The organism is Psychromonas sp. SR45-3, assembly GCF_014163575.1.
Classification (GTDB): Bacteria; Pseudomonadota; Gammaproteobacteria; order Enterobacterales; family Psychromonadaceae; genus Psychromonas; species Psychromonas arctica.
Genome location: NZ_JACJDP010000011.1, coordinates 20,052 through 41,696, shown reverse-complemented (window position 1 = coordinate 41,696; position 21,645 = coordinate 20,052). Strand labels below are relative to the sequence as shown.

Here is a 21,645-nt window from a genome sequence, read left to right as displayed (position 1 = left end):
ACCCTAGCATCAGTTGCTAAGAGGTAAAACAACCACCTATTTAAAGCGATTGTTTAGTAGGTGAAAGACTGCTTTTATATTAAGCATAAGTCGTCACCTAAAAATAAAGCACGTAAGTATAAGGATTTTTCTGTCTTTTGTAACCTGATTATATACAAAAATAACAATTCTTATTGATAAAAGATAAACCAGCGACTTTTCTATTACATCATCACCTAACCATCGCCTCTCTCAAACAAAGTATTGACGTGGTTTATCATATTAATTGAATCTAGGTTTTATATTAACAAACATTAATCTTACACCATAGCAATGACTGTAATTAATGCCCACGCTTATTAGTAAACAACGAACAAACTCTCTCCACTAAATATTGATTAACAAGCAGCATCCCTAAAAGCATAAAAACAATAAACACAATTATAACAGGATTAACTGAACTCAGACTAGACACTGCAGGACCAGGACAGAACCCAGCTAGCCCCCATCCAATGCCAAATATGCTAGCACCAAGAATTAATGGCGCATCCACTTTTGTCTTATGGCTTAATAGCAAAGGTTCACCATTGATAGCTGTTTGGCGTTTTTTAATTACACCGTGATAAATAGGCGTGAACACTAATAGCGCTCCTCCCATCACAAAAGCAAGGCTAGGATCCCATGCTCCCGTTACATTTAAGAAAGCGGTCACTTTATTAGGATCAACCATTTCAGAAATCACCATGCCAGCACCAAATAACAACCCCGCTACCGCTGCAACTGCAATACGAAATAAAGATGAATAGTGCATTTATATAGCTCCGAATAATTGACGAAAATAAACAACCACTATTGCACTAATCATAAACACGACAGTAGCAACAATAGATCGCACCGAAAAACGTCCCATACCAACAATGCCATGACCACTAGTACAACCATTACCTAGACGGGTGCCCACACCCACGAGTAGACCCGCTAACGCTATCAATAAGTAACTATCGGGGCGTAAAGATGGTAAATTAATATCAAAGGGGGCGATAAAAACAGCACTCAAAATCATCGCAATAATAAAAGCAGCACGCCAAGCTGTATCCCCTTTTTTAGGCTGTATCAAACCATTCACAATGCCACTAATACCCGCAACTTTACCACTAAACAACATCAGAATGGCGGCAGATAAACCTAACAACATTCCCCCCAACAATGCATGCCAAGGTATTGAAAACGTCATATATTTCTCTCAATTAAGTTGATTAAACCAGTTTTACTTAAACACAAAAAATCCCATGCAAACTTATAATTAACGCTTTAATGCGCGGGTCTGATAAGGAATAAAATACCTGCTGCGACTCTTTACGCACATCAACCAAACCATTTTTACGTAACACCGATAATTGTTGTGAAAACGCCGACTGACTTAATTCAGACCCGGCTTGTAATTGAGTGACCCCAACTTCCCCTTCGATTAATTGGCACAACACCATGAGACGCTCTTGGTGGGCCATGGTCTTTAACAACTCAGCCACTTCACCAGCGCGTAACTTCATTTCATCGAGTTCCATGAATTTCACCTTATACGATTTATTTATTGTAAAAGAATACTGACCACATTGACATTAGTCAACACTTATTTAGAAAAAGCTAAATTAGATAAAGTTAAATTAGACAAATCTAATTTAATAATTTATAGTTTTTGTAAATTCAAGCACGACTAGTGGTTAATAAATAAAGATCAACGATCAATAAAATCTCACCATCAAATTAATAATGAGCAATACGGAGTAAATTGGATATGACAAAAATTGTAATTATCGGTGGCGTTGCTGGAGGGGCATCAGCAGCAGCACGCGCAAGACGTTTAAGTGAAGATGCACAAATTATTATGCTTGAACGAGGCCCATTTATCTCTTTTGCTAACTGTGGATTACCGTACCATGTAGGTGGAGATATTAAGGATCGCAATCAATTATTACTACAAACTCCGGAAAGCTTCTTAGCTCGTTTTAACGTTGATGTACGACCATTGTCAGAAGTTATTCGCATTAACCGCAACGAAAAAACAATCACCATTAAAAACCTCAATGATGGCAGTGAATATACTGAAAGCTATGACTTTTTAGTATTAAGTCCAGGGGCAGCTCCGATCGTACCTAATATTCCGGGGATTGATAATCCATTAACGCACTCACTGCGTAATATTCCCGATATGGATAACATCATCAATACCATCAAATACAATAAACCTAAGCATGCGACCGTGGTAGGCGGAGGTTTTATTGGATTAGAGATGATGGAAGCATTTCATCAATTGGGCATTAAAACCACCCTATTGGAATTAGCAGACCAAGTGATGACTCCAGTAGACAAAGAGATGGCTGGATTTGCTCATCAAGTGATCCGCGATCATGGTATAGACTTACGTCTAGGCGTTGCATTACAGGGTGTTGAATATATTAAAAATGATCACATCGCTAATCAAGACATTGGTGAAAGTATCGACAACCAACATTTACAAGGCGAACTGAACCTCAGTTTAAGTAATGGTGAACAACTGATCACGGATATATTGATTATGGCCATTGGTGTTCGACCTGAAACCAGTTTAGCTAAACAGGCTGGATTAGACATTGGTTTATTAGGTGGCATTAAAACCAACCTACAATTACAAACCAGTGATCCTGTTATTTATGCCGTTGGCGATGCCATTGAGGAACAGGACTTTGTAACAGGTAAACCAACAATCGTCCCTTTAGCGGGCCCTGCAAACCGACAAGGACGCATGGCTGCTGATAATATGTTTGGTCGCAATCAAGATTATCAAGGTACTCAAGGCACAGCTATTTGTAAAATATTTGATTTAGCGATCGCTTCAACGGGTCAAAACGAAAAGCAGCTTAAACAAAAAGGTATTAACTACGAGAAAGTATTTGTACACACGGCAAGCCATGCTAGCTACTATCCAGGTGCAGAAATAGTCTCATTTAAAATGTTATTTGACCCACAAACAGGAAAAATTCTAGGTGCTCAAGCCGCAGGTAAAGATGGTATCGACAAACGAATCGATATCATGGCTGTCGCGCAACGAGCAGGCATGACAGTGGAGCAACTACAACATCTAGAACTGACTTACGCACCACCATTTGGTAGCGCTAAAGATGTTATCAACCAAGCAGCCTTTGTAGCCTATAACCTTATGATTGGAGATACTAAAGCCATACATTTTGATGAAATTGATCACTTAACTGACCAACAAATATTATTGGATGTACGTACTTCAGGTGAACTAGAAGTGTTAGGGAAAATTGGAGAAGCTATCAACATTCCAGTGGATGAGCTACGCCAACGACTACACGAACTACCAAAGGACAAAGAGATCATTATCTATTGTCAAGTTGGCTTACGTGGCAATGTTGCTTATCGTCAGTTAGTGAATAACGGCTTTAAAGCACGCAACTTAATTGGTGGCTACCGCACTTATAAATTTTCCAAAACTTAGGGGATTTAACCTATTTCGTATTACCACAGAATGTTGTGGTAATACGATTTATCCTTCTAGTAAAAACATAGTCGTGAGTTACTGTGTTTTCATACAAGACTGAGAACCTGTTTAAAAAACCAATATTAGTCAGTAATTTCTTGCTGAGCTTTCCAGACTAAATCACCAATACCATCTGTTGGATTAAAGCCAGCTGGTACAGATAATAAAATATCCCTAATTTTCTGATGGTCAAAGTGATGACAAGCAGTATCTAATTCCTCTAAAATTATTTTATACTGGCTATAAGGTAAAAAACTATCATTAGCGCACATGATACGTTCATGCTCTGTTTTCCCTACATCATCACCAATTAATAACTCTTCAAATAACTTCTCCCCTGGACGTAGCCCTGTATAACGAATTTCAATATCACCATATGGGTTTGATACAGACTTTATTTCTAACCCTGATAACTTGATAAGATTAGATGCTAAATCAACGATTTTAACAGGCTCTCCCATATCTAAAACAAATACATCTCCACCTTTACCTAGCGCTCCTGCTTGAATAACTAACTGAGCAGCTTCTGGAATAGTCATAAAATAACGAATGATATCTGGATGAGTTACAGTGACATAATTCCCCTCAGCAATTTGTCGTTTAAATAATGGAATAACGGAGCCAGATGAACCTAATACATTACCAAACCGGACCATACAAAAACGGGTATTATGATTTTCAGCGGCTAAAGATTGTAATACCAACTCAGCCATACGCTTAGTTGTCCCCATCACGTTAGTAGGGCGAACCGCTTTATCCGTCGAAATTAAAACAAATGACTCAACCTCCGCCTCAATAGCAGCTAATGCCGTATAATATGTACCAAATACGTTATTACGTACCCCTTCGACAACATTATACTCCACCAAAGGAACATGTTTATAAGCCGCGGCATGGTATAAAGTTTGTACTTGAAAACTTTTCAGTACTGTTTTTAAGCGATTTAAACGCTGTACAGAACCTAGTAAAGGAATAATCTTTACATTTAAACCTTGCTCAACAACCAACTCAGACAACTCTTTATCTACTTTATATAATGCAAACTCAGATAATTCAAACAAGATTAGAGAACTGGGTTTTTGCAGAACAATTTGCCGACAAAGCTCAGAGCCAATAGAACCTCCAGCCCCCGTCACCATGACGATTTTGTTCTTTATATTTGCTTCAAGCAGTTGAGGTTTAGCTGGTACCGGCTCTCTGCCTAGTAAGTCTTCAATTGGAACATCACGTAACTGATCAATGGTTGCCGCACCAGAAAGCAAATCAGAAAACTTGGGGATTGATTTTATTTCAACGGGTAAGTCAACGAGTGAATCTATAATATTTTTACGTTGTGTCCTTGTTGCACTTGGCATTGCTAACAAAATAATATCGGCACGTTTTTTAGTGATTAAAGAGTGCAAATTGTTACGATTGAAAACGGTTAACCCATTAACGACGGTCTTAAACAAACGTTTTTCATCATCAATAAATCCAACTGGGTGATATTCATTCCCTTGACGTAACAAATTAACTAATTGACGACCTGAGTCCCCTGCTCCATAAATGATGACTCGTTTTTTTTGCTTACACATAACCTGCGAAACAATAATACGCACACATAACCGAGCGCCACCACAAAGTAAAATTAAGTAAGTAGCATAAATAATTGGAACTGAACGAGGTATAAAAATATCGAAAAAGTATCCCAATACAATAAGCAATATTGCGGAAGCAAAACAACTAATCACAATGGTTAATAAAGCATGTACACTCAAATAACGCAAAATAGCACGATATAATCCAACTCTTGCAAAAATAAAAAGTGTCCATAAAGCAAGAGAAGCTACAAGTAACCAATGGTCAACAAAATCAACGTTACCTAGACGGGTCAAGAAAGCGCCAAAAAAAGCAACGGTGACAAAAAGTGTATCAATAAAAAGGCTAAAAACACGCTTGTAAAACCGAGAGGTTGATAAGATAGAGTTAATGATGATTTGATACCTCTAAGAAGAAAAGGGAAAAACCTTATGATTGGGCATAAAAGTAGAAAACATTGTTAAATTAATATTAGCGCGATGGGATTGCTATTGAACTCGATCACCAGAGCCACTTCCTGTTACCGTCATTATGATATATTTAAAGTAAGCTTGGATGGTTAATTCCTGAATCATTTTTTGATCTGTTTTCGCAAGTAATTTAGGCGTAGACATATCAATAGCATTAACCTGAGCAAGACCTGTGATACCAGGTAGCACATCATAAACATGCATGCGCTCACGCTCTATAATCAACGCCTCCTGATTAAATAAATTAGGACGGGGACCAACAAAACTCATTTCTCCTTTTAATACATTAATTAACTGCGGTAACTCATCAATTTTAGTTTTGCGCAGAAAACCACCTAACTTAGTAATTGATGTAGAACTTGCAAGGTGACTAGCAACTGACTTAGTACCAACAGACATAGTACGAAATTTAATAAGTTTAAATGCGCGCTTATTTTTTCCAACTCTCTCTTGAATGAAAATAGGGGACCCCGTATCAAAATAACTAATAACAGTGACAAGAATCAATATTGGTAAGGTCAATACCAAACCGACTAAAGCCATCAAAAAATCTAAAGCTCGAATAATAAAATAGTTCATTAAAATAATTACTTATTATTGTTAATAAAAGCGTCTGCTGTTTTTCTCATACATTCAACAGTGCGATAAGGTGGGCACCAGTATAGCATTTTTTTTGTTTTAGATATATCTACTTGTAAAGAGCCACACAAACGTTGTGATACAGTCGGCTTGCCAATGAGCTTTGCAGCCAAAATAAATAACGAGCTTGGAAACGGCAATAACCGATTGGGGACCGCTAATGCTGTTGCCATGTTAATTAACAATTGCGAAGTTGAAACATCCTCATCATCTGAGACTAAGAAAGTTTGATTTGCCGCATTAGGGTGTTCAATACAAGTGATGATTAAATCAATTAAGTTATCCACCGATACTAAACTACGTTTATTAGCGTTAATACCACCGAAGGGTAATGGTAGCCCCCTATTCACCCACTTCATCATAGATGCAAAATTGGCCTTTACACCGGGGCCATATACCAATGGAGGACGGATTATAACTACTTCCATTCCAGTTTTTTCTGATATCTTACGTAAACCAATTTCAGCTTCATATTTACTTAACCCATAAGGATCGACAGGAATAAAACTATCATCCGGCTTAAATGGGAAACCTAAAACAGTAGATTCGCCATTCACTTTAATCGAACTTATAAATATAAAACGCTTTACACCTGCATTTGCAGCTTGTTGAGCAAGATTTAGTGTGCCATTAGTATTAACAGCACGAAAGGCATCCAGTGGATTACTATCTTTATCATTCATCACGTGGACTCGAGCAGCACAATGAATAACAGTATCTATGTGATAAGCATCTAATTTAAAGTTCTGTGTAGAAATATGATTATCAACATAAATATAGTCAGATTGTTGGGAAAAATTCAAATCTCTGCCCAATCTAATGACTTGAATATTATTTTTATATAGTTCATCTAATAATATTTTTCCAAGAAATCCCGTTATGCCAGTTAATAAGACCTTCATTTTTTCATTCCAAAAGTAGATTTAAATAAGAACCTTAATAAACTTTTCAAATACCATCTAAAATGTTTAGAAAAAACATTTCTATTTCGATATGCTCCTTGATGAACAGCTTTAATATCAGGAAGATAGATGACTTTCTGATTAAAGTATTTATTTGCTCTATAACAAATATCAACATCCTCATAATACATAAAATAGTTTTCGTCAAAACCATTTAACTGCTTATATAAATCGCTTTTGAAAGCTAAAAATGAAGCCGCAGCCCAATCAACGGCCCCCCCGTAGCTTAATTTTTTTTTATCGTATGCTTTAGTAAATGAACTTCCTTTAAGCACATTGAAAAATGAACAAAAAGTAGGGAATTTTCTTAATGAATTCTCCATTTTTGAAAATTTATCATCGAAGAAAAGATTAATCGCAAAAATTTGACTTGAGTAATTGCCAAGAGAAGCAGACAGTTTGTTAATCATTGCAGCAGAGATATCAAGATCTGGGTTAAATAAAACAAACCAATCTGTTTTATTCATTCCCAAATTGGAAGCAACTTCAAAATTAATGTTATTGTTAGCACCAAAGCCTAATACGGCATCTGAAGCGTTATACATAAAATAGTTTGCAGCACAATATGTCTTCAATTTCGGACTTGATAAATTATCTCTAATAATAACGGTAACATTATCAAGTATATTAATTTCCTTTAAATTCGAATTATTAATGATATCGTCATCATTGCCATGGGAAACAATAGATATATAGATGTGCGCCATACTTTCAAACCTTAATAATATCAAGCTGCAGTCAAAAACACCGAATTAAGATGCATGAAATAACATCTTTCTACTGATAATTACAAAGCGAAATAATGAAGCAGTTTACCCTGTAAGGACTTAATTAATTTAATCGGTATTTCTATTCGTCCGTTTTTTTCTTTTAATACTCTATTAAGAGCAGTATGCCGTACTATTGCATAGTTTTCAGCTGAATTTTATCGTCTAATTCGACAAGCATCTTCATGCTATTCTGGTCTCATTGAGTTAATTGACTCGAAAATTAAAAAAATGGAGCACAGAGCAGATATCTGGATGGCTTAAGGAGGAACAGTGCATTGATATTAGTTATGAAGCGATCTATCAGCACATTTGGTCTACTACGACAATATTGGCCGAAATCAACAGACTTCAAAAAAGTATCGCAATCAGAAGTTCTGAGATGTAATAGTAAAGCTCAATGATAGTCCAAGAAAGAAACTAAATTACAAAAAACCTGCCACATTAATGACTGAACATGGTAGCTATAGCTGCTTAGCGGTTATGCACTTCAACGTTGAATCAGCCGAACTTAATCGTGCCATTACAACAGTTATTCGATAAGTACCTAGTGAGCTTTCTTTAGCCTAACTAATAGTCTAGTTTAATATTTAACGCTGCTTCAACGTTTTTTTTACTTAGCATTTATCTGAAGTTGTTCAGATTTTTTATGTTTTTCCAGCCTTTTAACGAGCAAAAGGCTGGGTATACATTTCGAGAGTACAGTTACGTTGTTACATAACTATTTATTTATTAATTGTTCCATGCGGTTAAAGGACTTATCCCATCCCCATTCAGAAACAGTCCGTTGGGAATTCGTCAATATATCTTTCCTTAGCGATTCATCAACTAACAGTTTCTGTACCGCTTCCTTAGCACCCTTTACATCTTTTAGTTCAACAGCTAAAGCATTATAACCATCAACAATATACTCATCCCAACCAGATACTTTGCCAACAACAGGAACACAACCACAAGCCATTGCTTCTAGTGGTGGTCCAAAGAACCCTTCGATACGACTCATTTTAATGAAAATATCACATGAACTATATAAAGAAGGCATCATATGCATCGGAATTTTTTCAAAGAACTTATCATAGCGCCAAGAATCTTTTGGTTTACCTGCACTTGAAATAAACCAAATTTCACAATCAAGATCTTTTACTGCATTATAACAATCTTCGACCGCTTTAAATGGAATATCAATAGGTCCTTCAATTAGAACTCTTTTCTTTTCACCTTTAGCTTCAAAAATACTGGAACGATTAAACATTTCAGTGTCAATACCATTAGGAACATAGAACGCCTGCTTATTAAACTCATCATGAAATATTTTTTGTATCCAATATGCTTCAGTAAAGTATTCATAATCCTTTGAATAACCATCCGTAATTGTTTTTTGAATAGATTTACTATCTATGAAGCGTCTCTCATCAGACTGCACAAAATATAATTTCCGTTTTGATGGGATTTGTGACAGGTACTGTTCAGTATTCCATGCGGTTGCAATAAGGATATCAATATTTTCTAAAATATAACTTTTAGAGCGACTCATTTCATAGATAGGAACTTTATTATCATACCAGTCGATAGTTTCATCATTTGACATTGTCAATAACGAAACATCAGCTCCTTTTGATAATAAATAATTGGCGTGTTTAAGTATAATCGCTAAGCCACCAGATATACCTAATCCTGCAACGATCCAAACAATTTTTTTAGGTAATTTTACTTTAGTATTATATTGTTCTAATAATTGCTTATACCAATATTGATTATCACCTTCAAAAGTTAATTCATTATTTCCTTTATGTAAGCGTAGTTTTACCAACGGTTCTTGTAGAGATTTCAACTTAAAACCATTAGCATATAAACGAGCCCAAAGTTCATGATCTTCTCGATACTTCATGTTGGTATTAATACCACCAACAGCACGTAGAGCCGACGCACGAACCATAACTGTACTTTGACATGGAATACAGTGCCTAATATGATCTCCTAAATTACCATCAGGACTGAATACAGGAGTTCCATTTTCAACACCATTTACGACTCTTGTTCCATCTATAAGCGGAATCCATGTACCATAGACACCGGCATAATCTTCATGTTCTATCAAAAAATCACAGCTAGTTTTAAGTCTTTCCACAAGAGAAATATCATCACTATCAAGAAAAGCAATAAACTCCCCTTTCGCCTCTAATATTCCTTTATTTCGACCTCTTACAGCATTACCAGATGAACTAGGGTAATTAAATACTTTTATTTTTGAATTATTTTCATACTCAGCGATGGCAGCTAAGGTATTTTCTGGTGAGCCATCAGTAATCAAAATTAACTCTATATTTTCATATGATTGTTCTAAAATTGAATCTATGGCCTCTTTCAATTCCCAGCATCTATCATAAACAGGGATAATAACGCTCACTAAACCGGGTATGAAATCATGACATAATGTGATGTTATTAAACGACACGTCAACATTACTTTCCATAATTTTAATATATCGCGGAAATAGCATTGAAAGAGCTTGAGCTCTCTTCTGTAAGATTAGGTGGAAGGCATACTTAAAGCCTCTATTTTTTATTTGAAATACAACTCTTTTCAATAAAAAGAAGAAAACATCTGCCTTAAATTTAACTTTCTGTAAAAAATCCATATCACTTACTCTATTGTTAATTTTCTTTAAAAAACGACTTATTTTACGACTCTCTAATAATGTAACTTTATAAGAGAGCGCTTCATTTTTTTCGATTAGCGTACTAGCTTTATCTTCTAATACTTTGTTTTTTTCGATTAGCGCACTAGCTTTATTATCTAATGCTTTGTTTTTTTCTTGGTAAATATTATTCATCCCTTCAATATGCCGATTTGCTCTTAAAAGATTAACGTAAGTTAGAGCTATTTTATGATATTGAATCAGAGGCTTTATAAGTCTATATTTTTTATTTACATCAGAAAGAATGTATTTATTTACATTTTTAATGATGTCATGTTTGTCTAATATATGTGAATAATAACAATCTACATAATGCAAATTATTAGAAAAATTAAAATAAACATCTTCGAATATTTCTAATGCAGTTCTTTTTATAGCATTAGGTCTTCCAGAAAAATTATAATGAAAATTTTCAGTAATATTATCTCTAATCCAACCATCTCCTCCGAAATGATCATATATATAGACTGGTATTTTCAATGACATTGCCATGACAGCCGTATAGCCGATAGTAACGACCAAGTCATATTGATTTAAAATATCATTATTAATTAGTACACAGTTATCTTTCGTACCACTTATAAGATCTACTGTTATTCCATTATCAATAAAAATAGGAATAGCATCTAAAAGCTCTTGCGGTGGATGATTAGAAACAATAATAATTCTTTCTAATTTGCGATTTCTATCCATAGGGACATAATCATCTATTCTTATCGAGTTTGGAAAAACTTTTGTATTGATATTTTCAGTAGTTAACTTTATTTGCGATTCAGTTTCACATGAATTACAAATAACCAAATCAAAATAATCCTCTCCTTTAAAAAGGGACTCCAAAGGTTCAAAAGCACTTAGACTAAAATGAATGATTTTTTTTGACTTCAAACCATCTTTAAAAAAATATAAAAATGAAGGCCAATGTAAATTAATAACGATATCGTACTCATCATTTAGAAGCTCTAAGCCATCGGTAATTAAATATTCAGACATTTCATTGTAATAAAAATCTCCGATATCAATACAACCAATTGATACCGAGTGTTCTAATTGACTAAGGGTTCTAGATAGCTCATAAACAACTCTTTCAGACCCAGCGTAATTTCTTAACGTGGAGCATAATATACATATATTCATATTAATTTATCGGGTGGATTTTTTGGGAATTTGAAAAGAGCACTTCACCCCAAGGATAAAGCGGAGTTGAAAAATCAGATTCTTTATGAATAGACTGTCCTAATCTTTCTGTCCACTTCTTTCCATACACTTCATAGGGGAAGTTATCTATATAATAGTGACACTTTTGGTCCCATTTATCCGAGGATATTGCCTTTCCATAATGCTGACATGCAAAAATTGTTAGATATTGATCTGAACTAACAGATGGTTCACGGGCATCGTCTAATATATATTCAGCTTTTGCATTTACATTCCAAGCAAAAATAATATCTCTTCGCTCTATTCCAAAATATTCCCGCCCATTTAATAAGGTCGATTTATTAGTGAAAGCCTTGTTATCATGTTCAGTTAAGTAAGCGTCATAAAGAGGGATTCTAATATAATGCACCTCATCAACATTTAGTTTTAATATGTCTTCTCTAATATTACCAACTAAGCGTTCATCAGCATCTAAATAAAATTTCCACGAAAAGTCAAAGAACTCATCGGAAAATGTATTTAATATATCTCTATGCAATGTTTCTTGATTAGATCTTCCCACACTAGACCAATTTCTATTTCTAATAATCGCACATACTTTTTTATGGTTTCGACATATTTCTAAGGTTTGATCATTACTGTCATCATCAAAAACAATAATGGCATCTGAGAATGTACTAACATGATCAAGAAAGTCTTCTAGAATCAAACTTTCATTTCTAATTCTCGTTAAAGTTACTACTTTATTCCCTCTGACCTTTTGGAAATAATACTCGTAACTTATTTCATTCAATATTCCAGTCATGCTTAATTCCTATTTGCCCCTCATACCGAGGTAGTCCTTTACTGTTAAAAACATCTTCAACAGTAAAGCCAATACTGTGATCATGGCGATCATAATGAAATGTTGCTAATTCATCTGTTAACGATACAGAAATACTATATTTCCCAGGCTTAAAGGGTACAAATGGCATTCCTATTTTAATCGACTTTGGTAGCTTATCTATTACAATCCCATCTCTTACGGTGCTAAATATCGAAATAAAATTCTCATCTTCATCAAAAATAATAACACCTAGTCCAAAGCCATCCCTGACTTCTTTCTTTTGCTCAAAATCAACAGAAATAACTAGCTCCCCCCCGATTGAAACTTTATTCTCCGAAATTGCAATGTCACTAAATACGACACTAGGATCACTTGGTGTTAATTTAATAACAGATTTATTTTCTACATCTTTCTTTGGCTGTAAAAAATTAAGATATTCCTGACAGACATATTTTGCCTCTCCATCCATTCGAATTTTCCCTTTGCTTATCCAAATAGCACGGGTACAAAAATTTCTTACCATTGAAATGGAGTGGCTTACAAAAAATATAGGTATGCCTGAATCTTTTAGTTCTTTCATTTTATTGATCGATTTTTCTTGGAATGATGCATCACCAACACTCAATGCTTCATCAACAATTAACAAATCGGGTTGAGAATGAACTGCAATAGAAAAAGCTAATCTAGCAAACATTCCTGATGAATATGTTTTTACCGGACGATCGATAAACTCCTCGATTTCTGAAAAGTTAATAATATCATTATATTTTGCTCGTATTTCCTTCTGGCTCATTCCAATTAATGCACCATTTAGATATATATTCTCTCTTCCACTAAATTCAGGATTAAAACCAGCACCAAGCTCTAATAATGCTGCAATTTTTTTAGGTTTTATAACATTACCGCTTGTAGGCTTTAATGTGCCTGCAATTATTTGAAGCAATGTTGATTTTCCTGAACCATTTTTCCCAATAATACCAACAGTTTCACCTTCTTTGATAGTAAAATTAACATCTTTTAATGCCCAAAAAGTCTGTTCTTCTTTTTGTTTTTTCAACCCCAGATTAGTTAATATTCGTCTCCATTCGTTGGAGTCAATATTATAACCTTTTGATATATTGTTAATACTAAGCATAATTATATTAAATCCGAAAAGTCTTCTTCTAAACGACGAAATAAGAATATTGAGCAAGCGGTCATTATTAGACCAAGGAGGGTTAATGTCATAAAATTAGAAATATTAAAGTTACCATGGAGTACAACGCTACGAATTCCATTGATAATATGTGTTAATGGATTGTAATGAATAACCCCATTAAAAATGGGACTCACTTTGTCAGCACTAAAAAATATTGGGCTGATGAACATTAAAACTGGGTTAATGAAATTAACAATATTACTCAGATCTTTAAAATAAGCGCCTAAGCAAGATAATAATACTGATAGGCCAAACCCAATAAAAAACAATGGTATTAAATAAAAGAACACTAGGAACTCATACATACTTAAGTTCCCATCAAGAACTTGAGAAGCAATTAACAATAAAGAAAAGTTCACCAATAAAGTAAATAAAGAGCTTAATGTAGTGGAAAAGGGTAACACGAGTCGATTAAAAACAACTTTCTTAACTAAATTACCATTATTTTTTATTAGCTCAGAACTTTTCCCCATTAGCTCTGTAAGAAAAAAATATGGTGATAAACCACAAAATAATGCAATGGTAAAATTTAATTCTTCGCCAGATACGTCCCATTTTGCTTTAAATATATATTGAAACACTGCTGAATATAAAGCTAATAATAAAAGCGGGCTTAAGAACACCCAGAAAAACCCTAGAAGTGAGCCTTTGTAACGAGTTAAAAGCTCTCTTTTACTCAAATTTAGAGATAATGATAAATTCTCTTTCATAACAAAGTATCCGCATTTTCTAATAATAATCCGAACTTATCTTTCTCTGATAATAAAGGCACTTCACCTTTAGTTGGCCACTCAATACCAATTTCAGGGTCATTCCAAAGGACTGAAACTTCACTCGTTGGATCATAATAGTTGGTGCATTTGTAAACAAACTCAGCTTCATCACTGGTAACAAAGAAACCGTGCGCGAAACCTTCTGGTATCCACAATTGACGTTTATTTTCTGCTGAAAGCGTCACCCCAACCCATTGACCGAATGTTGGTGAGTTTTTACGTATATCAACGGCAACATCAAACACTTCACCCGAAACAACTCGAACAAGCTTGCCCTGGGTATTTTCTGTTTGGTAATGCAAACCTCTTAATATCCCTTTTTTCGATTTAGAATGATTATCCTGCACGAATGCAGTCGGTTTACCGGTTACTTTTTGTTCAAATAATTTTTGACTCCAAGTTTCCATAAAAAAACCTCGTTCATCACCATAAACTGCAGGTTCAATAATTTTCACATCGCGTATTTTTGTTTCAATAATTTTCATAATAAACTCAATCTGTTATATATTTGTGTACGCTTTAATGTTCTGTAGCGCAGCCTTCCAATCACTGGCATCAATCCCAAACTGGTCTTTGATTAATGTTGTCGCTAATTTTGAATTAACTGGCCGTTTAGCGGGAGTTGGATACTCTGCGGTGCTGATTGCATTTACAGTCGGAGAACTCTTAAGTACACCTTGCTCTACCGCCTTTTCAAAAATAGAATGAGCAAACTCACTCCAACTTACATGCGGCAAACCAGAAAAATGATAAATGCCGAATTTATCATTTTCACCATCAAAAATTGCTTTAGCCATAACAATTAAAGCCGATGCAATATCACCCGCATACGTTGGACCACCAAATTGATCGCCAACAACACCTAACACATCTCTTGTTTGAGCCAGGCGCAGCATAGTTTTGACAAAGTTATTACCATGTTCACCAAAGACCCACGCAGTTCGCAAAATAATATGTCGAGAGCATGCATTGATAACAGCTTGTTCGCCGGCTAATTTACTCGCACCGTACACACCTTGTAGCGCGGTTGTATCAGCTTCGCTGTAAGTCCCTTTTTTATTACCGGAAAATACATAATCGGTTGAAATATGCAGAATCAACGCACTATTTCGTTCTGCAGCTTCCGCTAAAAATTTTGGACCATCTCGATTCACTGCATACGCTAAATTAATCTCACTTTCTGCTTTATCGACTGCCGTATAAGCAGCTGCATTAATGATTACGTTAGGTTTAAATTCGCCAACAACTCGGTTAACTTGTACTTCGTTAGTAATATCTAACTCAGCTCTGTCTAATGCTAAAAATGTAATCTCAGGTAATCTATTTAGTTGTTCAACTAAACACTTTCCGACTTGACCTTTTTTGCCAGTGATAAGTATTCTCATTTTTGAGCCTCAGTAATCAGGCGTTTTAGATACTGACCATATTCATTTTTCATCATCGGTTTTGCTATTTCAAACACTTGTTGTGAACTTAACCAGCCATTACGCCATGCTATTTCCTCTAAACAAGCCACTTTTAAACCTTGCACATTTTCAATGGTTTGTACAAATGATGAGGCTTCGTGCAAACTTTCATGTGTACCAGTATCTAACCATGCAAAACCGCGCCCAAGTAATTCGACATTTAACGAGCCATCTTTTAAATACATCTCATTAAGTGTAGTTATTTCTAGTTCGCCTCGTTGCGATGGCTTTACTTGTTTAGCGAGTTCAACAACACGGTTATCGTAAAAATATAACCCAGTGACCGCATAATTTGATTTCGGTTTATCTGGTTTTTCTTCTATAGACACGGCTTTCATATTTGCATCGAATTCAACAACCCCAAATCGTTGAGGGTCTTTAACTTGATAACCAAACACAGTAGCCCCATTCGTTCTATTTGCCGCATTTTTTAATGTTTGACTAAAAGATTGTCCATAATAAATATTATCACCTAACACTAAGCAAACATTATCATCACCAATGAACTCCTCTCCGATTAAGAAAGCCTGAGCTAAGCCATCGGGAGAAGGTTGCACAGCATAAGTTAAGTTAATACCGTAATCTGAACCGTTACCTAATAAACGCCTGAAACTTTCATTATCCTCAGGTGTAGTAATAATCAAAATATCACGAATACCTGCTAGCATAAGTGTAGATAAGGGATAATAGATCATGGGCTTATCATAAACCGGTAATAATTGTTTTGATACACCGCGCGTCAATGGGTATAGTCGAGTTCCAGACCCACCAGCTAAAATAATTCCTTTCATAGTATATAGCCCTTTAATTATACGTTGATTTCACCAAGACGCTCTCGCTGATAAGAGCCATCTTGTACATTCAAGCACCATTGCTGGTTATCTAAATACCATTGAATCGTTTTACGTAAACCGGTTTCAAAAGTTTCTTCAGGTGTCCAATTCAGCTCAGAGCTCATTTTGGTTGAATCGATAGCATAGCGTCTATCGTGCCCAGGACGATCAGTTACATAAGTTATTTGTTCTGCATAAGGTGTTTCTTTCGGCACTAAGCTATCTAAAATGGCACAAATAGTTTGCACTACCTCAATATTTTGTTTTTCGTTATGGCCACCGATATTGTAAGTTTCTCCCACAAGCCCTTCGGTAACCACTTTATAAAGTGCACGCGCATGATCTTCCACATACAGCCAATCACGAATTTGGTCGCCTTTACCGTATATTGGTAAAGCTTTACCCTCTAACGCATTTAAGATTACTAATGGGATTAACTTTTCAGGGAAATGATAAGGCCCGTAATTATTTGAGCAATTCGTGACAATAGTAGGAAAACCATAAGTACGTAACCAAGCTCGTACTAAATGATCACTAGAAGCTTTTGATGCAGAATAAGGGCTACTTGGAGTATAAGAGGTTTCTTCAGTAAATAAAGGTAATTCACCTTCTTGTTCATCTGGGTGAGGCAAATCACCATAGACTTCATCGGTTGAAATATGATGGAATCTAAACGCTTTTTTAGCGTCATCTTTTAAGGTATTCCAATATTGGCGTGCAGCTTCTAACAGATTATAAGTGCCAACTATATTAGTTTGGATGAACTCTGCTGGACCTGTAATTGAACGATCTACATGGCTTTCAGCCGCCAAGTGCATCACGGCATCTGGTTGGTGAGTATTAAATACTCTATCAAGCTCAGCTCTATCGCAAATATCAACTTGCTCAAAACAATAACGATCGCTTTTATCAATTTCAAGTAGCGATTCTAAATTGCCCGCATACGTTAACTTATCAACATTTATAATGCTATCTGCTGTGTTGCTGATGATGTTACGAATAACTGCAGACCCGATAAAACCAGCACCGCCTGTTACTAAAATTTTCATTGCATAAACCTTAAATATTGACTATCGCTCTCAGCTTTAAATATTTCAACTACAGCGTTTTATAAAAAGAGCATAATAAGCACTTGAATTATTAATATATTTAATAATAATAAATTTTTAACTAGTAAATAAAAAAACTACCTATGATAAAACTCAAACCTTTATTTGATGCGCGAGATTACCTTTTTTGAGGCAGTAATACAATAAGCGGACAATAGCAGCTTATATTAAATGTGCATTTTTATGGTTTCATTTGTATAATTTAACGTCTTTCTGTTTCATCGTTTTTACTTGTCACAGTCTATCCATTCACTTTTTATAAAAGCTAATACACTTATGATGAAACGTACCTTTACTTCCCCTTGGTCAGATTATGAATTAATCGATGCAGGTAATAATCAAAAACTCGAACGTTGGGGTAACGTTGTCACGATCCGCCCAGAAATGAACGCTTATTTTGAGCCCGTTTTATCTAAAAGAGAGTGGTTGGCTAAAGCGCACTTTGAATTTATTGAGAGCAGCAGCAGTGCTGGAGAGTGGAAAACATTACAAGGTGATTTAGCACATGATTGGCAAATAACCTTTAATAATATCACTATCAACCTACACCTCACTAAGTTCAAGCATGTAGGGTTATTTCCAGAACAACGTGCTAACTGGGATTTTATTGCTAACAACTTAAAGGCCGGTGATCGCTTTTTGAATTTATTTGCTTATACCGGTGTAGCCTCATTAGTCGCAAGAGATCAAGGTGCTGAAGTATTACATTGTGATTCAGTAAAGCAAATCATTAAGTGGGGCAAAGAGAACATGGAATCCTCAGGCTTAACTGATGTGCACTGGGTATTAGAGGATGCATTGAAGTTTGCTCAACGTGAAATTAAACGCGGTAAACAATACCAAGGTTTAATCATGGATCCACCAGCCTTTGGGATTGGCGCGAAAAAAGAACGTTGGAAAATAGAAAATAAATTTCCAGAATTAATACAAGCCGCATTAGCATTACGCGCTAAAGGTGGGTTTATCATTGCCAATACCTATTCACCACGCTTAGATGCACAACGCATTCGAGAAATAACCAATGAGCTATGTAATGGTGAAAAAGTAGAAGTAACGACATTGAGTGTAAAAAGCCAAACGGGCAAAATATTAGACTATGGCTTAAGAACTGTCATTACCGGTAATTAATAAACCCAGACCTTAAAGATGAAAGCTCAAAGATGCCATCTTAAATTACTAGCCATCTATAGCGCTTATCAGCCATGAGCGCTTTTTAACTGATTTTATGCCTGTTGCAGCATCAGATTATCGAATACCTCCATCCATTAATCATTCTTCATTTTTGATTAACTGATAACACACTACTCATTAGCCTAATTCACTTCAACGATAAGCGATAAAATCATTGATACTTTAATAAACAACGCTAATGATATTCATTTCTATTCGCATTAGTGCTACATTATTAATAAGTACGATAAATAATGAGGTGACGAATGGATAATAAAAAAGCATTCAAAGCACTAACCAATAAAATCAAAGAGCTTCAACGCAATCAACATAGGCAACAACAAGAGCCGAAGCAATATCAGCAACATGAATATAAACAGCTGAAGCCAAGCCTATCTTTTACGAATGATTTTAATGCCGCGGATTTATCTTCTGCTTATACTCCGTACAAATCGGTGGCATGTAAAAAATGTCCGGCATTATCTAATGGGCTTTGTAAATGTGCATTGAAACAGATGCACAAAGTCGCGTGACCTCAAAAAGTAGATGTTGAAATTATTTAATATTCGAAAAGTTTTGTCTATGCTGATAGTCGGTAAGTGGCTGCCTGAGAAAGGTTATAACTCCTTATCCCAGTTGTTCTTTTCTTAAAACTCTACCCTTTTAACAATAATAATAATTCAAATGCACTCACCCCAATAAAAATAAATGCCAAGTATTGCCAAAATTTAACAGGATCGCGTTCTAATAACGTTTTCTTAGGTTCTGCCAACTGCTGCTTTTTTTGAACATGACTCAGTTCAGCGACAAACTCACTCATACTGCTATAGCGTTTTAATGGGGCGGGATGTAATGCTTTTTGCAAAACATGATCTAACCGGTTTGATAGCTCTGGTCGATGCGTTTTAATGGGTTGATAAACCCACCCATATTGCCTTGCTCTGTCTAACGATTGTCCTTGATTACCGGGATAAGGCAGGTGGCCTGCTAATAATTCATAGGCAATAACCGCAATTGAAAATAGATCAGATAATGATGAGCTCTCACCCTCATTTAAATATTCTGGTGCAATATAATCAACCGCTCCTAGCGGCTCTTCTTGCTGTTCTTTTTCTATCTCTTCAAAACCATTTACTTTAACCGTACCAAAATCAATAAGTTTCACCTCACCTTGGTCAGAAATCATAATATTTTCAGGCTTTAAATCACGATGCACCATCCCAGCTCGCTGCAATACTCGCACCGCATTTACAACTTTAGTCACAATCTCATAAGCTTGTTGTTGCTCTATGATTGGATTTCTTTGCATCCACTCCCTTAAGGAAATCCCTTCTACTAGCTCGCAAATATGGTACAAAAAAACAGAGTTTTTAATATTACTCGCAATCGACATAATCGCAGGATGCTTAATAGACTGCCCTACCCACTGTTCTTTATAAAAACCTAACAGATAATTTAAATCTTCTTCGAAGTTGAGCGACGGCATTTTAAGCACGACAGATTTTTTTGTACTCTTATCGGTAGCAAGATAGACATGGCTGCGTACCCCTTGATGCAAAATTTTATCAATATGAAAACAATCAATTTCATTTCCTACTTGTAATGCAGGAGGAATGATCAAACTATTTAAATGTACAAATAACTCAGTTAAATCCGCACGAGGTAACGACGTGATCTTGACTAATAAACAACTAATATTATCGCTACTGCCTTGTGCTAAGGCATCATCACAAATTATTTGCGCAAGCTGCTCAAAGGCTTTGGTATCAGCGTCATTACTTAAGGTATTTAAGTAGCCGCTAAGGGAACTGTTATCTAAATAATCATGCACACCATCGCTACATAACATAAACAGGTCTTCAACCTGAACAGGGATTGCTTGGTAATCAATATCAAGGTGGCAATCCATGCCTAGTGCACGTGTTAATACCGCATTTTGTTTATAAACGGCACGGCTATGATCATGCGATAATTGCTTTAATTTTTTTGCTCTAAAACGATAAATACGGCTATCGCCGATATGTAATAAATGCGCAGTATTAGATTTTATGACAACACTACTAAATGTAGTGATCAAGCCATTATGACGAAGATCATCTTGATTGTGTTGGTATAACCAACTATTGAGTGAATTGAGGACTTTACTTGCAGATTCTTTTACATCCCAGTTTTTATTGGTGCTGTAATAGTCACTAATAAACTGAGTAACACTAGTATGGCTAGCTTGTTGGCCTTTGTTACTGCAACTCACACCATCAGCAACACACGCAACAATACCTTTAGTAGTTTTTTCTAAGGCTGAATAAGGATCTTTAACTGCAAAAGCATCTTGATTGACCGAACGCTTTCCGGCTGTTGAATAACCACCGATACACACTTTCAACTTTGGTGTTGATTGACTCTTATTCATGCAGATTGTTACCTTACCGACTTACTGTGATTGCTACAATATGGCAGTGACAAAAGCCACTGCCATAAAAT

General features: G+C 35.6%; 19 protein-coding genes. 3 read left to right on the top strand and 16 right to left on the bottom strand.

From position 1 onward, the window contains the following. Positions 1 to 322 precede the first annotated feature (322 nt). From H5084_RS08310 to H5084_RS08300, 3 genes are read right to left on the bottom strand one after another with little or no spacing between them, the layout of a single operon-like run. Positions 323 to 790, bottom strand: a complete 468-nt coding sequence (locus H5084_RS08310) for a YeeE/YedE family protein (protein ID WP_182690154.1) — start codon at positions 788 to 790, stop codon at positions 323 to 325. Continuing rightward, the gene (locus tag H5084_RS08305) at positions 791 to 1,213 is read right to left on the bottom strand and encodes a YeeE/YedE family protein (RefSeq protein ID WP_182690153.1); all 423 of its coding nucleotides are present in this window, start codon (positions 1,211 to 1,213) and stop codon (positions 791 to 793) included. A 37-nt stretch (positions 1,214 to 1,250) separates the two neighbouring features. After that, entirely contained in the window at positions 1,251 to 1,544 is a 294-nt protein-coding gene (locus tag H5084_RS08300) for a helix-turn-helix transcriptional regulator (RefSeq protein ID WP_037071775.1), read from the bottom strand. Between the two features lie 230 nt (positions 1,545 to 1,774). Between H5084_RS08300 and H5084_RS08295 the strand changes: the two genes are divergently transcribed. Then, complete coding sequence (locus tag H5084_RS08295; RefSeq protein ID WP_028869218.1) at positions 1,775 to 3,478, top strand: FAD-dependent oxidoreductase; 1,704 nt, start codon at positions 1,775 to 1,777, stop codon at positions 3,476 to 3,478. Between the two features lie 125 nt (positions 3,479 to 3,603). Here the strand turns inward: H5084_RS08295 and H5084_RS08290 are convergent, their stop codons facing one another. The 12 genes from H5084_RS08290 to rfbB all read right to left on the bottom strand — a co-directional run bounded on the left by H5084_RS08290 (position 3,604) and on the right by rfbB (position 17,934). Then, positions 3,604 to 5,496 carry a nucleoside-diphosphate sugar epimerase/dehydratase gene (locus tag H5084_RS08290; protein WP_182690187.1) on the bottom strand — a complete coding sequence of 631 codons (1,893 nt, stop codon included), beginning with the start codon at positions 5,494 to 5,496 and terminating at the stop codon, positions 3,604 to 3,606. Between the two features lie 90 nt (positions 5,497 to 5,586). Further along, positions 5,587 to 6,147, bottom strand: coding sequence for a sugar transferase (locus tag H5084_RS08285; RefSeq protein ID WP_220485926.1), 561 nt, complete (start codon positions 6,145 to 6,147; stop codon positions 5,587 to 5,589). An 8-nt stretch (positions 6,148 to 6,155) separates the two neighbouring features. Then, positions 6,156 to 7,109: an SDR family oxidoreductase gene (locus H5084_RS08280; RefSeq protein ID WP_182690152.1), complete on the bottom strand. Its 954-nt coding sequence runs from the start codon at positions 7,107 to 7,109 to the stop codon at positions 6,156 to 6,158. Further along, a complete protein-coding gene (locus H5084_RS08275; RefSeq protein WP_182690151.1) occupies positions 7,106 to 7,876 on the bottom strand; it encodes a glycosyltransferase family 2 protein in 771 nt (256 codons plus the stop codon). Before H5084_RS08275 ends, H5084_RS08280 begins: the two co-directional genes overlap by 4 nt. 781 nt (positions 7,877 to 8,657) lie before the next feature. Further along, complete coding sequence (locus H5084_RS19520) at positions 8,658 to 11,768, bottom strand: glycosyltransferase (protein ID WP_220485925.1); 3,111 nt, start codon at positions 11,766 to 11,768, stop codon at positions 8,658 to 8,660. 1 nt (position 11,769) lies between these two features. Continuing rightward, positions 11,770 to 12,594 carry a glycosyltransferase family 2 protein gene (locus H5084_RS08265; RefSeq protein ID WP_182690150.1) on the bottom strand — a complete coding sequence of 275 codons (825 nt, stop codon included), beginning with the start codon at positions 12,592 to 12,594 and terminating at the stop codon, positions 11,770 to 11,772. Then, complete coding sequence (locus H5084_RS08260; RefSeq protein WP_182690149.1) at positions 12,575 to 13,750, bottom strand: ABC transporter ATP-binding protein; 1,176 nt, start codon at positions 13,748 to 13,750, stop codon at positions 12,575 to 12,577. Before H5084_RS08260 ends, H5084_RS08265 begins: the two co-directional genes overlap by 20 nt. 2 nt (positions 13,751 to 13,752) lie before the next feature. Beyond that, complete coding sequence (locus H5084_RS08255) at positions 13,753 to 14,523, bottom strand: ABC transporter permease (RefSeq protein ID WP_182690148.1); 771 nt, start codon at positions 14,521 to 14,523, stop codon at positions 13,753 to 13,755. Next, on the bottom strand, positions 14,520 to 15,071 hold the full coding sequence (gene rfbC, locus H5084_RS08250; RefSeq protein WP_182690147.1) for a dTDP-4-dehydrorhamnose 3,5-epimerase: 552 nt from the start codon (positions 15,069 to 15,071) through the stop codon (positions 14,520 to 14,522). Before rfbC ends, H5084_RS08255 begins: the two co-directional genes overlap by 4 nt. Positions 15,072 to 15,086: 15 nt before the next feature. Continuing rightward, entirely contained in the window at positions 15,087 to 15,971 is an 885-nt protein-coding gene (gene rfbD / locus H5084_RS08245; protein WP_182690146.1) for a dTDP-4-dehydrorhamnose reductase, read from the bottom strand. Next, the gene (rfbA, locus tag H5084_RS08240; RefSeq protein ID WP_182690145.1) at positions 15,968 to 16,843 is read right to left on the bottom strand and encodes a glucose-1-phosphate thymidylyltransferase RfbA; all 876 of its coding nucleotides are present in this window, start codon (positions 16,841 to 16,843) and stop codon (positions 15,968 to 15,970) included. The genes rfbD and rfbA overlap by 4 nt, the downstream gene beginning before the upstream one ends. Before the next feature lie 17 nt (positions 16,844 to 16,860). Further along, positions 16,861 to 17,934, bottom strand: a complete 1,074-nt coding sequence (rfbB, locus tag H5084_RS08235) for a dTDP-glucose 4,6-dehydratase (protein ID WP_182690144.1) — start codon at positions 17,932 to 17,934, stop codon at positions 16,861 to 16,863. 336 nt (positions 17,935 to 18,270) lie between these two features. On the opposite strand from rfbB, the gene H5084_RS08230 reads away from it, so the two are divergent. Continuing rightward, a complete protein-coding gene (locus tag H5084_RS08230; RefSeq protein ID WP_182690143.1) occupies positions 18,271 to 19,122 on the top strand; it encodes a class I SAM-dependent methyltransferase in 852 nt (283 codons plus the stop codon). A gap of 308 nt (positions 19,123 to 19,430) precedes the next feature. Beyond that, on the top strand, positions 19,431 to 19,697 hold the full coding sequence (locus tag H5084_RS08225; protein ID WP_182690142.1) for a hypothetical protein: 267 nt from the start codon (positions 19,431 to 19,433) through the stop codon (positions 19,695 to 19,697). Positions 19,698 to 19,819: 122 nt separating this feature from the next. On the opposite strand, the gene H5084_RS08220 is transcribed toward H5084_RS08225, so the two are convergent. Then, positions 19,820 to 21,574, bottom strand: coding sequence for a bifunctional protein-serine/threonine kinase/phosphatase (locus H5084_RS08220; protein WP_182690141.1), 1,755 nt, complete (start codon positions 21,572 to 21,574; stop codon positions 19,820 to 19,822). Positions 21,575 to 21,645: the final 71 nt, after the last annotated feature.

Bases quoted from the DNA above. Each gene is read 5' to 3' on its own strand.
- H5084_RS08310 (WP_182690154.1), bottom strand. From the start codon at position 790: ATGCACTATTCATCTTTATTTCGTATTGCAGTTGCAGCGGTAGCGGGG.
- H5084_RS08305 (WP_182690153.1), bottom strand. From the start codon at position 1,213: ATGACGTTTTCAATACCTTGGCATGCATTGTTGGGGGGAATGTTGTTA.
- H5084_RS08300 (WP_037071775.1), bottom strand. From the start codon at position 1,544: ATGGAACTCGATGAAATGAAGTTACGCGCTGGTGAAGTGGCTGAGTTG.
- H5084_RS08295 (WP_028869218.1), top strand. From the start codon at position 1,775: ATGACAAAAATTGTAATTATCGGTGGCGTTGCTGGAGGGGCATCAGCA.
- H5084_RS08285 (WP_220485926.1), bottom strand. From the start codon at position 6,147: ATGAACTATTTTATTATTCGAGCTTTAGATTTTTTGATGGCTTTAGTC.
- H5084_RS08280 (WP_182690152.1), bottom strand. From the start codon at position 7,109: ATGAAGGTCTTATTAACTGGCATAACGGGATTTCTTGGAAAAATATTA.
- H5084_RS08275 (WP_182690151.1), bottom strand. From the start codon at position 7,876: ATGGCGCACATCTATATATCTATTGTTTCCCATGGCAATGATGACGAT.
- H5084_RS19520 (WP_220485925.1), bottom strand. From the start codon at position 11,768: ATGAATATATGTATATTATGCTCCACGTTAAGAAATTACGCTGGGTCT.
- H5084_RS08265 (WP_182690150.1), bottom strand. From the start codon at position 12,594: ATGACTGGAATATTGAATGAAATAAGTTACGAGTATTATTTCCAAAAG.
- H5084_RS08260 (WP_182690149.1), bottom strand. From the start codon at position 13,750: ATGCTTAGTATTAACAATATATCAAAAGGTTATAATATTGACTCCAAC.
- H5084_RS08255 (WP_182690148.1), bottom strand. From the start codon at position 14,523: ATGAAAGAGAATTTATCATTATCTCTAAATTTGAGTAAAAGAGAGCTT.
- rfbC (WP_182690147.1), bottom strand. From the start codon at position 15,071: ATGAAAATTATTGAAACAAAAATACGCGATGTGAAAATTATTGAACCT.
- rfbD (WP_182690146.1), bottom strand. From the start codon at position 15,971: ATGAGAATACTTATCACTGGCAAAAAAGGTCAAGTCGGAAAGTGTTTA.
- rfbA (WP_182690145.1), bottom strand. From the start codon at position 16,843: ATGAAAGGAATTATTTTAGCTGGTGGGTCTGGAACTCGACTATACCCA.
- rfbB (WP_182690144.1), bottom strand. From the start codon at position 17,934: ATGAAAATTTTAGTAACAGGCGGTGCTGGTTTTATCGGGTCTGCAGTT.
- H5084_RS08230 (WP_182690143.1), top strand. From the start codon at position 18,271: ATGATGAAACGTACCTTTACTTCCCCTTGGTCAGATTATGAATTAATC.
- H5084_RS08225 (WP_182690142.1), top strand. From the start codon at position 19,431: ATGGATAATAAAAAAGCATTCAAAGCACTAACCAATAAAATCAAAGAG.
- H5084_RS08220 (WP_182690141.1), bottom strand. From the start codon at position 21,574: ATGAATAAGAGTCAATCAACACCAAAGTTGAAAGTGTGTATCGGTGGT.